Here is a 13,938-nt window from a genome sequence, read left to right on the forward strand (position 1 = left end):
GGGCAAGGTGGCGTTTTTGTTGATAGCTGTGTTTCTAGATAACTCACATTTTATCAATCACTTACGGCATTCTTGCCCTTTTTTATGCAAAATTCAGGCTAGCCCCCGGCCAGCGCGCGCAGGGTGATGCCGGTGATGTAGGCACCGTAGGTCCCCAGCGCATAGCCTAGCACGGCAAGCAACACGCCGACCGGCGCCAGGGCCGGGTGGAAGGCGCTGGCGACCACCGGGGCCGATGCCGCGGCCCCGATGTTGGCTTGCGAGCCGACCGCCATCATGAACAGGGGCGCCTTGATCAGCTTGGCCATCAGGATCATCAAGCCGCCGTGGAACAGGATCCAGATCAAGCCCAGCAGGAACAGCCAGGGGCGCTCGAGCAGGGCCGCCAGATCCATCTGCATGCCGATGGTGGCGACCAGTATGTACAGCATCACCGAGCCGATCCGCGAGGCGCCCGCGCCTTCATAGGTGCGGGCCTTGGTGAAGCTGAGCAGCAGGCCGATGGTCGTGGCGATCACGACGATCCAGAAAAAGCCCGAGGTCAGGCTGTAGTCCTGCAGCCGCCATTCGGCAGGCAGGGTCCCGATCCAGCCGACCAGCAGTTGCGACAGGAAATGCGACAAGCCGGTCGCGCCGAAGCCGATGGCAAGAATCACCATGATGTCGGTCAGGGTCGGAATGCGTGCGTGCTGCGCCTGGTATTGCTCGATGCTGTCGCGCAGGCGGTTGAGCGCCGTCAGGTCGGCCCCGGTCCAGCGGTCGAACACGGCGGCGCGGCTGGCCAGGAACAGCAGGATCGCCGTCCACAGATTACCCACCAGCACATCGACGGCGACAAACTGGCCGAACATGGTCGCGTCCACATTGAACACCTCGCGCATGGCGGCCTGGTTGGCGCCGCCGCCGATCCAGGCGCCGGCCACGGTGGTCATGCCGCGCCAGGTGTCGCCGGCCACGGTCTCGGGGTGGATCAGGCGCATCGCCTCGAACGCCACGACGGCGCCGAGCATCACGCCGAGCGTTCCGGTCAGGAACATGATGACCGCTTTCGGACCCAGCCGGACGATGGCCTTGAAGTCGATCGCCACGCACAGCAGCACGAGTGAGCTGGGCAGCAGGTAGTCGCGCGCCATCGGGTACAGCTTCGAGCTGGCGCCATCGATCACGCCGAGGGTGTTGAGCAGCGAAGGGATCAGGTAGCACAGCAGCAGGGCCGGTACGTAGGTGTAGAATTTTTTCCAGAAACCGTCCTGGCGCGCAGCCGTCCACATGACGGTGCCGAGGATGAGGGCGAGCATGCCGAAGATGACGGCGTCGTTGGTGATCATGGGAACAGAGGCAGGGGGCATGCGGGCTCCAGGGTATTGACAGCAGGACCGATGCGGGCGTGCATTGGCTCGGCCATCGGGAACCAGCGAGTATCGCCGCGCTCGATGCCAGCGTCAACCGTTCGTAGTCCCCCGGCCCGATGGCCGTGCGTCAGCCTCGGGCGCGCCACTGTGCGGGGGTGATCCCCAGCACGGCGCGGAACTGGCGCGTCATGTGCGGCTGGTCGGCAAAACCGGCGCGCACGGCGGCATCGGCCAGGGCGGCGCCGGCCCCGATGAGTTGGCGGGCGCGGTGCACGCGGCGGTTGCGTACGTACGCGGCCGGCGGCATGCCATGCGCCGCCTCGAACACGCGGCAGAAATGGAACAGGCTCAATCCCGTCGCGCCAGCCAGCGTGGCCAGCGAGAGGGACTGGTCAAGATGGGCTTCGATGAACTCCTGCGCCATCCGCGCCGCCGACGGCATGTTGTCGCGGCGGATATCGGCGGCGGCGATCCGTGCGCAGCGCATGAACAGGCCGGCCAGCCCGTCCACCACCGCCTGTTCGCGCGCCAGCGCAGTGCCGGCGCTGGCGCAGGAGGAAAACAGGCGCCGGATCGCCGCGACGGCCGCGGCGTCGGCGACGACGGCATCGCGCAGGAACAGCTGTTCGTGCGCCGTGTGCGGGAATACCCGCGCCAGCAGCGCGTCGCTCGGCATCAGGTTCCAGTAGGTCATCGCTTCGCCGCCGCCGGTGTGGACTTCGCCCGGGTTGACGACGCACACGGTGCCGGGACCGGCCACCCACTCGGTGCGGCCGCGGCGGAAGCGGTTGGCGCCTTGCTCGACCCAGCCGATGGTCCAGGTGTCGTGGGTGTGCGGCGCGAACGAGCGCTGCCGGAAGTGGGCGTGGATGATGTCGCTATCGCACAGTTCATCGAAGCGGCGCAGCGTGCTGGAGGCGGCCTGGTCGAACCGGATTGGGGGAAAGGAGGGCGCGGCAGGCCGCTGGCGCTTCGGGTCGGGAAACATCATGGGCTGCCTTCGGGTGAGAGAACCAGACCAGGCACAGCATACCTCAGGCCGAAGGCGCGGCCATGGCGGGTGCAAAAGCACGCCGGGCGCCAGTTCATCCTTGCGATGACGTGGCGCCCGGCGCTCCGGCGGCGTGCGGTCAGAATTTGTAACGCAGCCCGGCCAGGACTTCGCGTCCGGTCACGTTGTTGACCACCACGCTGTTGCGCGCGCGGCTGGCGAACTGGTCGTTCTCCTCGTTGGTCAGATTCACGCCTTCCAGGGTCAGCTCGAGCTTCTCGTTGACCTTGTACGAGAACGATACATCGACGTTGAAGGTCTTGTTCTTGCCTTCGACATCGTTGTTGTTCTGGCCCGGCACGCGCGTGACGAAACCGGAACGCTGCGAGGTCGAGACGCGCGCGCTGAGCTTGCCGTCATCGTAGTACAGGGTGGCGTTCCACGATGTCGGCGACAGGTTCAGCAGGTCGTCGGTGACGGTCTGGTTGCTGGTCGGCGAGACCACGTAGTCCATCTTCGACTTGACGTAGGTGTAGTTCAGCAAGCTGCCGACGTTGCGGCCCCAGCCCGGCAGGAAGGTGAACGGTTGCTGGTAGTTCAGTTCCAGCCCGCGCAGCTTGCCGCCTTCGGTGTTGATCGGCGCGGTGAACTGGAAGATTTCGTCGCCCGTCATATTGGTTGGCAGCAGCGACAGCGGCAGGCCGGTATCCTTGAAGCGCACATCGTTGCGGATGCTCTGGATGTAGGTGGCGATGTTCTTCTGGAACAGGCCGACGCCGATAAACGCGTTCTTCTCGAAGTACCACTCGAAGCTGGTGTCGAAGGCCTTGGCGCGGAACGGTTTGAGCATCGGATTGCCGCTGGTGATCGACAGGGTGCCGGTGGTGGCCACGCTGCCGCCCGGCGTCAGGTTGGCCAGCTGCGGGCGCGACATGACCTTGGCGGCGGCGGCGCGCACGATGAAGTTCTTGGTGATGTTGGCGGCGATGTTGAACGATGGCAGCACGTCGTGGTAGTCGTTGTCGATCGTGACAGCGGTGCCGTTGCCGATGGCCTGGTAGCCGGTCGAACTCTGCTGCGTTTCGACATAGCGCACGCCGAGGTTGCCGCGCAGCGGAATGGCGCCCAGCTCGCTCGTGAATTCGCCCATCAGGAACAGGCCGTTGTCTTCTTCGCTGACCGAGCGGTTGTTGCCGCGCGCATTGGCGTTGCTGATCGAGGACAGGGTGAAGTCGCCGGGGCCGCCGGCCGGGCCGCTCTTGATGCAGTTGCAGTAGATGTCGTACGCCTGGGCGATGCCGTTCAGGTTGGGCAGGACCCAGCTGGTCGGGGTACCGGCCGGCATGCCGAGGCCTTTGCCGAAGCCATTGATCCGGGTGCTCAGGCTGGCCGCCGAGACGCCCGCCGGCGGCGCGAAAATGGTGTCGCCCTGGTTCACGCGGCGGAACTCGTAGGAGTCGAATTCGAATTTTTTGTAGTCGGCGCCGGCTTTCAGGGTGAACTTGTCGGGCACCACATCCCAGGCGAAGTCGACGTGGCCGACATCGTTGCGGTTGTTGGCGCCTTGCGGACGCATGCGGATTTCGCTCGGGCTGGTGTTGGCGATGCTCGATGGCTGGGCGCCGCTGGCGACCTGCGGCACGCCGACGATGCCGAGCGCGCCACCCGGCTGGCCGACGTTGAACGGGTAGGTGATCGACGGCAGGCGGTCGTTGCCGCGAAAATCGATGCGGTAGCCGTTGACGTTGAGGGCGTCGAGCGTGGTGGTGGTCTGGATCGGGTTGCGGAACTTGGAGGTGGCGCGCCCGACCCGGGCGTTCAGGCGCATGCGCTCGTTCAGATCGTGCTCGAACGTCAAGGTCGGCTGGGTGAAGGTGGTGTTCAGCTCGTCGTAGCGCGATTCGGCGCGGATGTCGACGCCGTTGTAGCTGCCGTACAGCAGGGCGCCGTTCGGTGCGTAGGCGGTGTCGAGCACGCTGGTCTGCGGCTTGCCGCCCTGGGTCGCGCCGCGGCTGAACGAGGTGGCCTGCAAAAAGTCTTCCTGGCGCGTCGCGTCGAGCTTGGAGTAGAGCATGTCGAGCGTCAGGCGGGTGCCGGCGGCCGGACGCCACTGGACCGACGCGGTCAGGCCGAGGCGGTCCTGGTCGTGGGTCAGGCGGCCGTAGCGCGGAATGCGCGGGGTGAAGTTGTTGGGATTGCTGGCGGCGTTGTAGGCAGCCACGGCGCCCGGGCTGTTCGGCAGGCGCGCCACGCCCTGGGCGGCCGGGCCGCAGGTGGTGGCGGTCGAATTGGCCGGGTTGGCGGCGATCCCCATCGGTGCGCACCAGCCGCCCGAGGACGGGCCGTTATCCCAGCGTACGGTGGAAAAGCCTTCTTCGAGCACCTGGCGCTTGGAGTAGGCGCCCGAGACCAGCACGCCGAGCTTGCGGTCGGCGAAGGTGTTCGACAGCAGGAAGGCGACGCGCGGGTCGGTCTTTTCGGACAGGTCGTTGTAGCGGCCCTTGAGCATGACGGTGGCGTTGAAGCCCTTGAGGTCGAACGGACGCATGGTTTGCAGGTCGACCGTGGCGCCGAGCGAGCCTTCGTCGACGTCGGCCGAGGAGCTTTTGCGCACCGTCAGGGAGCTGAACAGTTCGGCGGCGAACACGTTGAAGTCGAAGCCGCGCGAGCGGTTGGCGCCGCCGGAGCTGTCGGTGCCGCCGGTGGTGGCCAAGCCCTCGACGCCGTTGATGCGCACGCGGGTGAAATCCTGGCCCAGCCCGCGCACGGTGATGTTGCGGCCTTCGCCGGCGTCGCGGTCGATGACCACGCCGGGGACGCGTTGCAGGGACTCGGCCAGGTTGGTGTCCGGGAACTTGCCCATGTCTTCGGCCTTGATGACATCGACGATGCCGAAGTCTTCTTTTTTCTTGTTGAGGGCGCTCTCGAGCGAAGCGCGCAAGCCGGTGACGACCACGGTTTGGGCTTGCTGGTCTGCTGCGGGAGAGCTCGGTTGGGCACTGGTCTGGGCATAGGCCCCGCTGATGGCCATGGCTGTGACGGATGTGCTGCCCACGAGGCGCACGGCGAATTTGCCGAGCGCGCGGGTCTGGTTGGTGATGCGCATGCTGCTGTCTCCTATCGTTTTTATCGTTTTTGGAATACACAGCCGGATGCCGCGCGGTCTTGCTGCCGCTGATCCAACAACCGGCCGGGTTACCGCGCGCCGATTCTGGGCAATGCCGCCGACCTCAAGACCGTCGTCCCCGCCTGCGCGGGGACGACGGTACAAACGTCGGCGCATCTCCCGCCCCCGTGGCGCCTGGCTTGTTGCTGCCAGTTTATTAAGCGGTTGACCAATTCTAGGCCGGTTTGCATCTTTGCACAATTGGTCAGGCCACAATCTTTTTATGGTCAGACCGCTTTGTGGTTTTTATGGCGTGGCTGCAACGCTCACATTGACCGGGCTGGCATCGCGCGCAGCGTGCGCGACCAGGTAGCGTTCCCAGTCCTGCCCGGTCAGGATCTCGCCGGCCCGGCTCCACGCCGCCCCCGCGTAGTAGCGCAGCGGTTTGCCGCTCGCCGCCGGCGCCACCACCAGGTGATTGAGCCGATCTTCCGTGAAGCCGGTCGCCGACGGCAGCACGATGGCCGTGCCCATCGCGCCATTGCTGGCCTGCTCGACCCACTGCATCAAGATCCCCGGCGCCTTGTTGCCGACCTTGATGCTCGGGTTCTGGCCCTTGTCGGTCGGAGTCTTGTTCAGGCCCACCGCCACATCGATGCCCGGCTTGCCGGCGAAGGTGAAGGTGCTGTCGATGCGGTCCAGATAATGTCCGGCGTCGACCGTGAAGCGCTTGACCTCGGACACCGGCGTGCCGCCCGCATCCCAGCTGTCGTAGCTCAGCTCGAAGACGGCGCGCACCGGGCCGTTGGCCAGCACCTTCCAGCCGCTGAAGTTCTTGCCGGTGTACAGGACCGTGCCATCCCACACCCCGGTGCCGCCGGCGCCGCGCGTCTTGCCGACGTTGTACATGTCCATGCCTTCGCCTTCATCCTTGTGATAATGGTCGTGGCCCTTGTTGTACCAGCGGTCGACGACCGGATACGGCACCCGCTTGAACCAGATGTCGAGCCCGCTGGTGACCAGCACTTCCTTGGCGCCCGGACTGGCCGCCGGCGCGCCCAGCGCCGGGCCGTAGGTGCGGTGCGCCAGCTTGTCGTTTTCCCAGGCGAAGTCGTCCAGCCGCTCCGGCACGAAGCGGGCCAAGGCCTTGACCGGAAACGGCGGCGCCACCGTGTCGATTTTCTCGACCGTGAAGAGGGCGCGCTTTTCGCCGGCCGCGAAGCTGTGCTGGAAAATCAGCTCGCCGTAGGCGATGCCGACGTTGTTCGGATCCTTGGCCAGCGGCGCGATATTCGTCACCTGGTAGGGCAGCACGCGGCCGGCCGCATCCTTGACGGCGATGCGCTGGATCAGCGCGCCGGGCAGGGCGCGGTTGATCTCGCTCCACGGCAGGACGACGGTTTCGGACGGCCGCGCAATGTCGAGTTCATGGCTGACCGTGATGGTGGCGGCCGGGCCGGCCTGCGCCAGCGGCGAGCTTGCCGCAGCCGCCGCGCCAGCCAGGGCAAGGAAGGAAAACGAAGCGAGTGATCTGGTCATGGCGTTCTCAGTGATGTTCGCGGTAGTTGGTCTGGCCGGCACCCTTGGGCATGTAGTGATAGGTGCGCACCTTGTGCTGGACTTCGATGTCCGGATTGTTGATCAGCTTGATCATCTCGGCGCCGGCCAGCAGGGTCGGGCCGTAGCCGTGCAGCGCGAACGGGCTGGTCGGACGGTTGTAGTAGTACACCTGGTCGCTGGCGAAGGTGGTGCCGACGCAGGTGCCTTCGACCTGGCCCTTGTCGTTGATGCGGGTCGACAGACCGGCCCAGCCGGCCTGGGCGATGGAGCCGTAGGTCGTCGGGCTGATCCAGCCCTGGTTGATGGCGTGCGCAAACACGTAGACGAACATCGCGCTGGCCGAGGTTTCGAGGTAGGAGTCGTTACGGTCGAGCATCTGGTGCCACAGGCCGGTGCCGGACTGGCGCTCGCCGATGCTCTTCAATGTGGTGCGCAACTGCGCCAGCACCTGCGGATAGCCCGGGTGGTCCTTCGGCAGCACGTCGAGCAGGTCGGACATGCTCATCACCGCCCAGCCGTTGGCGCGCGCCCAGTAAAAGTGCGGGGCGTCGGTGTTGTTGGCGTTCCAGCCGTGGGTGTACAGCTTGGTTTGCTTGTCGAACAGGTAGCCGCTCATCTGCAGCACGTTCTTGACGGCGTCGTCGAAATGCGCGCGCTTGCCGCTCATGCGGCCCAGTTCGGCCAGGGCGGGCACCGACATGTACAGGTCGTCGGCCCACAGCGAGACCGCTTGCGGGCGTTCGCGCGCCATGGTGCCGTCTTTCAGGCGGAACTGCTTGTTGACCACCCAGTCGCCGCAGGTGGCGATGATGTGCGACAGGTCCGGGCCGATTTTCAGGGCGCGGGCGCGCATCATGGCGGCGCACATGGAGCCGGCGTCGTCGAGCGCGCGCGGATCGAGGAAGCGCGAAAAGCTGTTGGCGCGTTCGAGTTTGAATTGCTTTTCCTGGGCCTGGAAGTAGGGCAGCTTGTCGGCGAAGAAGTTGAAGTGGCGCGCGGTCAGGTCGGTGAAGCGTTTGTCGCCGGTCACTTCCTGGGCCTTGTACATCCCCGCGTGGACCACGCCCATTTCGTAGACCATGATGCCCATGTCCGAATGGCTCGCTTCGGTGATGGCGCTGGCGTTCGGTTTGCTGAAGTCAAGGATCGGCGCGCCGGTCTTTTTGTCGACCACGCGGGTGGGGGTGGCCGTTTCCATGAAGCCGCGGATGCGGTGCAGGGCGGCGGTGATGTCGGCCACGACCGGTTTTTTGTACGGGACCGGATAGCTGCCTTCGCCCGGGTCGTTCAGGTTCTTGTTGTCCGGATTGCGGAACGGGCCTTCGGCGTACGCCGGGCTGCCCATGCAGGCCACCGTGGCGATGGCGGCAAACAGTTTAAGTGCTGTATTCACATTGTCCCCTGTTATAAGTGATGATTTTTTAAGCGCTATTTGGTCAGGCCATTCTAGTTTGGTCAGACCAAATGTGCAAGGCGGACTAGCCAATTGTGTCAGCCCATGGCATACTTTATCGACACGTGGCTGAACTGGGAAGATCGCGATGGGCAATGCTGTGCGGGGCTGGGCAATCGTATTGACGGGCGCGCTGCTGGCAGGGTGTGTTGCCGGTTCTCGCCACCAGATCGAAGACCGTCATTCCCGCGCCGCCGCGCCCGCCTCCGTGCCTTACAACGCAGCCACCACCTACGCCAAGCTGGTCAAGGCCTACCCCTTCATCAAGATCGCCGGCACGCGCACCGGCGCCGAGACGATCACCATCAGCGGTATCGGGTATGCCCGCCCTGGACAGCACCTGTTGCAACTGGACCTGCACTTGCCGGGGCAAGCCACGCGCAACCAGGGACCGTTGGCGGCGGTGGTGCTGGTGCACGGCGGCGGCTGGCGTTCCGGCGAACGGAGCAACATGGCGCCGCTGGCCGCGCGCCTGGCCTCGCGCGGCATCGCCGCCGCCGTCATCGACTACCGCCTGGCCGATGAAGCGCGCTACCCGGCCGCCATCCACGACGTCAAGGCCGCCCTGCGCTGGCTGCGCGCCAACAGCGCGGCGCACGGCATCGACCCGCAACGGATCGCGGTGGCGGGCGGCTCGGCCGGCGGGCAAATCGCCAGCCTGGCCGGCGTCACCAACGGCACGCCGAAGTTCGATCCCGATGGCGAAGGCAGCCCGGTATCGAGCGCCGCCCAGGCGGTGATCAACATCGACGGCCTGTCCGATTTCACCTCGCCGGCCGCGCGCGCCAACGAAGACGACCCGAAGAAAAAACCCTCGGCGGCCGGCTTCTGGTTCGGCGGCAGCTACGCCGAAACGGCCGGCCTGTGGCGCGAAGCCTCGCCCACCTTTTACGTCAACCGCCACACGCCGCCGATGCTGTTCATCGGCAGCGCGCAGCCGCGCTTTGCCGTCGGGCGCGACGAGATGATCGAAAAAATGAGCGCCGCCGGCGTCGCCACCCAGGTCGTGATGCTGCCCGATTCGCCCCATTCCTTCTGGCTGTTCGAGCCCTGGATCGACCCCACGGCCGACGCCATCGCCGCCTTCCTGCATACCCACATTCCAACAACAACGAGACAAGCACCATGACCACAACGCATTTCCTGTACCGGGCCGTGCCCATGCTCCTGCCGCTGATCCTGCCGCTGGCCCTTAGCGCCTGCCAGAGCACGTCCACTGCGCCGCGGCAGCCGTGGACGGCCGACCTGGGCAACGGCCAGTACCAGAACCCGATCCTGCACGCCGACTATTCCGACCCGGATGCGATCCGCGTGGGCGACACGTATTATATGACCGCGTCGAGCTTCAGCAACACGCCCGGCCTGCCGCTGCTGCAATCGAAGGACATGGTCAACTGGGAACTGGTCGGCCACGCGCTGCCGACACTGGTGCCGGAAAACGTGTTCGCCACGCCGCAGCCGGGCAAGGGCGTGTGGGCGCCGTGCCTGCGTTTTCATGACGGCAAATTCTGGATTTTCTATCCCGATCCCGACTTCGGCATCTACGTCATCAGCGCCACCGATTTCAACGGACCGTGGAGCGCGCCGCACCTGCTGGCCGGCGGCAAGGGCCTGATCGACCCGACTCCGCTGTGGGACGACGACGGCAAGGCGTACCTGCTGCACGGCTGGGCCAAGAGCCGGGCCGGTTTCAACAATGTGCTGACCTTGCGCGGCATGGCGCCGGACGGACGCAGCCTGTTTGATGCCGGCGGCCAGGTCGTCATCGACGGCAACAAGCTGCCCAACTACAAGACGCTGGAAGGGCCGAAGTTCTACAAGAAGGATGGCTACTACTATGTGTTCGCGCCGGCCGGCGGGGTGGAGGAAGGCTGGCAGTCGGTGTTCCGCTCGCGCAGTGTCAAAGGGCCGTATGAAGACAGGATCGTCATGGCGCAGGGAAAGTCCAGCATCAACGGCCCGCACCAGGGCGCGTGGGTGACGGCGCAGGATGGCAGCGACTGGTTCTTCCACTTCCAGGACAAGCGCGCGTACGGGCGCGTGGTGCATTTGCAGCCGATGCGCTGGAAGGATGGCTGGCCGCTGATCGGCGAGGAAGTCGACACGAGCGGCGTGGGCCAGCCGTTCGTGCGGCATGCCAAGCCGCTGGCGGCCGGACCGGGGGCGGGGCCGGTGCCGCCGACCGGCGACGAGTTTTCGGGCGCGGCGCTGGGGCTGCAATGGCAGTGGAGCGCGAACGGCAAGCCGGAGTGGATGTCGCTGGCGGCCAGACCCGGCCAGTTGCGCCTGCAAGCGCAGCCGGGGACCAATCTGCGCGAGATGGCGTCGGTGCTGACGCAGAAGCTGCCGGCGCCGGCGTTTACGGTCGACACGCGCATCGACCTGTCGGCCACGCAGGAGGGCGAGCGGGCCGGGATGGTGCTGCTGGGGATGAAGTATGCGTGGCTGGGATTGCGCCGCGCGGGGACTGGCTCGCAGCTGGTGCTGGGGGTGTGCGAAGGCAATGAAAACGCATGCACCGAGAAGGATCAGCTGGTGCTGCCGGTGGCCGGGAATGCGGTGTACCTGCGCATGACGATGGCCGACGGCGTGGCGACGTTTTCGTACAGCCTCGATAACAGCCGTTTTGTGGAGGCGGGGCAGCCGTTCAAGGCCAGCATGGGGCGCTGGGTGGGGGCGCAGATGGGGTTATTCAGCACCGGCGGGGCGCAGGCGCATGCCGATGTCGATTATTTCCGGGTCAGTCGATAGGGCTGGGCAGCGGAACGCTTAAAAGGCCGGATCGTTGGCCGCCATGCGCGAACGGCGCCAGCGCCACACGTTGAAGGCGGTCAGCGCGGCGGGCACGCCGATCACGACCAGCCAGGCGCTGGCATCCATGTCGCGCGTGATGACCACGCCGGCGCCAAGGGCGAACGCGATCAGGCCGCGCAGCAGGATCCAGTTGAGCTGGGCTTTGGAATTTATCTTTTGCATGTGTCGAAGTTCGATCATTAGGGTGCCGCAGGCGGCTGAAACAGTCCGCTAGCGTATCACGAACCCGGTTCAGGGCGTCGCTTGGCCCGGCTCCGGGTTCCATCCCCGCCCGCCATCGAAGCCGGAAAACACCGCCGCCCGGCTGGAAAGCGCGGCCGCTTCCTTCGCGCCGAGAATCGCGCCGCCCACGCGCTGCGACAGGTCGAGCGGCTTGCCGTCCAGGTCCATGCTGCCCGATTCGCGCCAGCCGCTGGCGGCGGTCGCGCTGGCCGGATTGGGCGCCGGCTCGCGCGTCGCGTCGCGCTGGACGCCCTTGCCGGCCCAGCCGGCCGGGGCGATGTGCCCGCCCATCCTGCAGTTGATATAGGCCACGTTATCCCAGGTGGCCTGTGTACCCGGACTGCGCGCCAGGTAGGTGGCGCCGCGCGCAATCCTGTTGGCCAGCGGACCGGGGCCGGGCCCGTGCGTCAGCGCGCTGTTGAGGAACACGAAGCCGGGATCAAGCGCGCTCACCGTGCGCGCCTGCACCACATAGCCGCCGCTGGACGGGTTGGCGCTGTCGCCGACCGAGCGCAGCTCGCTTTCTTCGAACAGGGCCGCGCGGTTGGCGCCCCAGATGAAATCGACGTTGCCTTCGATGAGGGTGCGGTAGAACCAGGAATAGCCTTTGACCTGGATCGTATCCTGCTCGCTGAAAAAGCTGGCGTTGCGCGCGATGAGGCGGCCGCTGTCGTTGTTGAAGTAGACAGTTTCGGCCTGGCCGGCGATCTTGTCGGAGCGCAGGGTGGTGTTTTTCAGGGTCAGCGTGTCGAGCGTGAGCAGGTCGGACGTTTCGACCATCAGCAGCGCGCGCCCGCCCGTGAAGGATGGCGATTGGGGAGCTTGGCTGATGCCCGAGCCGGGGTTGTAGCCATCGTTGTTACCGTTGTGAATGACCACGCCGTCGCGGCTTTCGCCCTTGATGGTCAGCTTGTCCTTGCCTCGGATGAACAGCATCTCGTCGTAGCGGCCGTTGGCCACGGCGATCGTGACCGGCGTGGCCTGGCCGGCATGCCGCATCGCGTGGTTGAGCGCGCCCTGCACGGTGCGGAAGTCGGCCGGGCCGTCGTCGTCCACCTTCAAGGTGGTGCCGGAGGGAGCGGCGGCGCGCGTGCGGAAAGTCCATCCGCCGGCGCGGCCGATGCCGGCGAACGGCGCGCCGTTGATGGCCGCGCCGGCGAACACGCCCGGCTCGATCACCACGTAATAGGCGCTGCCGTAGGCGAGGCGGTTGGCGTGCGGGCGGATGGTGGCGCTGTGGCCGTCGATGGTGATCGGGGCGCGGCGCGTGTAGCGCATCTGGTCCTGGCCCGGATAGCCGATGGCCGCGACTTCATCGCCGGGACGGATGATGTCGACCAGCTTGTGATCGGCCTGGCGGTAGATGCGCACCGAACCGGCGCTGCCGAGGCGCGGCGGCTGGTCGAAGCGCAGGCGCAGCAGGGTGTCGGGCTGGACCGCGTCGGCGCGCGCGGGCGGGGAGATGGCGCCGGCCAGGTCGATCTTGTACGCGGCGGGCGGTGCGAAGGCGGGCGCGATGCTGGCGTCGATGATGCTCCGCACGCTCGGATCGGCGACGCTGGCGACGATCAGGCTGGCGCTGCCGGGCTGTTTCGGCGTGACGACGATGCTGCTGCCGCGCACGATGGCGCCGGCCACGGCCGGGTTGCTGGAGCGCACCGTGAAGCGCGCCGGGGTGATGCCGTCGCCGTTGAACGCGCTGATGGCGATGGTCGATGGCGGATCGCCGGCCTGCGCCCTGAAGCTGCCGGCGGCGACGGCGGGCGCGATGCGCATGGGTTTGTCGGCGGGATTGCCCACGCGGATATCGGCGAGCTCAAAACCTTTGCCGCTGCTGTAGACCCCGACCGCGCCGGGGATGGCCGAGCCGGGTACGGTGGCGGTGCTGAGTTTTTCGCCGTTGAGGTAGACGGCCAGTGCCTCGCCGATCATCTCGAAGCGCACGGTGAGAAAGCGGCCATCGCTGGGGATGGTGCGTTTGACCTGTTTCAGGCGGCCGAGTTGAGCGTCCTGCTGGCGCACGATGTCGGCCTGGACGGTCGGGCTGGCGTCGCTCATCCGCAGGCCGGCGCCGAGCCAGTTGCCGGCGTCGACATGACGGCCGAGCAAGTACAGCTGGCCGTGCGGGCCGGGCAAGGCGCGGATGCGGGCCTCGACAAAATAGTCGGCGGCGGGCGCCACCTGCGAGAACAGCGTGCGCACGGCGCCCGGTCCTTCCTCCACCCTCAGCGCTTTCTTCCTCCACAGCAAACCGGGGTCAGAGCTCTGACTCGAAACATTACTAATTAGAGCTCTGACCCCGGTTGTAGGAGGCTTTACCTGAGACTCGGCCAAAGCGGCAGCGGGCAGCAGCAGGGCGAGGAGAAGAGGGGTGGTCGGATGCTTGGTCATGGCTCGGGACTCGGAGGAAAACGGGATGCGCGGCACTTGCAATCACACC

At 66.3% G+C, this 13,938-nt stretch carries 9 protein-coding genes; 2 read left to right on the forward strand and 7 right to left on the reverse strand.

Annotated elements, in window-relative coordinates; genetic code table 11:
• Positions 1 to 98 precede the first annotated feature (98 nt).
• From F2P45_RS17980 to F2P45_RS18000, 5 genes are all read right to left on the reverse strand, one after another.
• Positions 99 to 1,349, reverse strand: a complete 1,251-nt coding sequence (locus tag F2P45_RS17980; protein WP_166878002.1) for a DUF819 family protein — start codon at positions 1,347 to 1,349, stop codon at positions 99 to 101.
• Between the two features lie 130 nt (positions 1,350 to 1,479).
• Entirely contained in the window at positions 1,480 to 2,343 is an 864-nt protein-coding gene (locus F2P45_RS17985; RefSeq protein ID WP_166878005.1) for an AraC family transcriptional regulator, read from the reverse strand.
• Between the two features lie 139 nt (positions 2,344 to 2,482).
• Positions 2,483 to 5,449 (reverse strand): TonB-dependent receptor, encoded by a 2,967-nt coding sequence (locus tag F2P45_RS17990; RefSeq protein WP_166878007.1) that lies wholly within the window; start codon positions 5,447 to 5,449, stop codon positions 2,483 to 2,485.
• 306 nt (positions 5,450 to 5,755) lie between these two features.
• Positions 5,756 to 6,988: a DUF4861 family protein gene (locus F2P45_RS17995; RefSeq protein ID WP_166878010.1), complete on the reverse strand. Its 1,233-nt coding sequence runs from the start codon at positions 6,986 to 6,988 to the stop codon at positions 5,756 to 5,758.
• A gap of 7 nt (positions 6,989 to 6,995) precedes the next feature.
• The gene (locus tag F2P45_RS18000; protein WP_370663272.1) at positions 6,996 to 8,402 is read right to left on the reverse strand and encodes a glycoside hydrolase family 88/105 protein; all 1,407 of its coding nucleotides are present in this window, start codon (positions 8,400 to 8,402) and stop codon (positions 6,996 to 6,998) included.
• Positions 8,403 to 8,670: 268 nt separating this feature from the next.
• Between F2P45_RS18000 and F2P45_RS18005 the strand changes: the two genes are divergently transcribed.
• Together F2P45_RS18005 and F2P45_RS18010 are read left to right on the forward strand one after the other, a co-directional pair.
• Positions 8,671 to 9,591 (forward strand): alpha/beta fold hydrolase, encoded by a 921-nt coding sequence (locus F2P45_RS18005; RefSeq protein ID WP_223164774.1) that lies wholly within the window; start codon positions 8,671 to 8,673, stop codon positions 9,589 to 9,591.
• On the forward strand, positions 9,588 to 11,213 hold the full coding sequence (locus F2P45_RS18010) for a glycoside hydrolase family 43 protein (protein ID WP_229505145.1): 1,626 nt from the start codon (positions 9,588 to 9,590) through the stop codon (positions 11,211 to 11,213). The genes F2P45_RS18005 and F2P45_RS18010 overlap by 4 nt, the downstream gene beginning before the upstream one ends.
• Positions 11,214 to 11,231: 18 nt before the next feature.
• Here F2P45_RS18010 and F2P45_RS18015 read toward each other — a convergent pair whose 3' ends face one another.
• Positions 11,232 to 11,438: a hypothetical protein gene (locus tag F2P45_RS18015; protein ID WP_166878016.1), complete on the reverse strand. Its 207-nt coding sequence runs from the start codon at positions 11,436 to 11,438 to the stop codon at positions 11,232 to 11,234.
• 69 nt (positions 11,439 to 11,507) lie between these two features.
• Positions 11,508 to 13,700: a pectinesterase family protein gene (locus F2P45_RS18020; RefSeq protein ID WP_166878019.1), complete on the reverse strand. Its 2,193-nt coding sequence runs from the start codon at positions 13,698 to 13,700 to the stop codon at positions 11,508 to 11,510.
• Between the last annotated feature and the right edge of the window lie 238 nt (positions 13,701 to 13,938).

It is taken from the genome of Massilia mucilaginosa, from assembly GCF_011682145.1.
Lineage (GTDB): Bacteria > Pseudomonadota > Gammaproteobacteria > Burkholderiales > Burkholderiaceae_D > Telluria_A > Telluria_A mucilaginosa.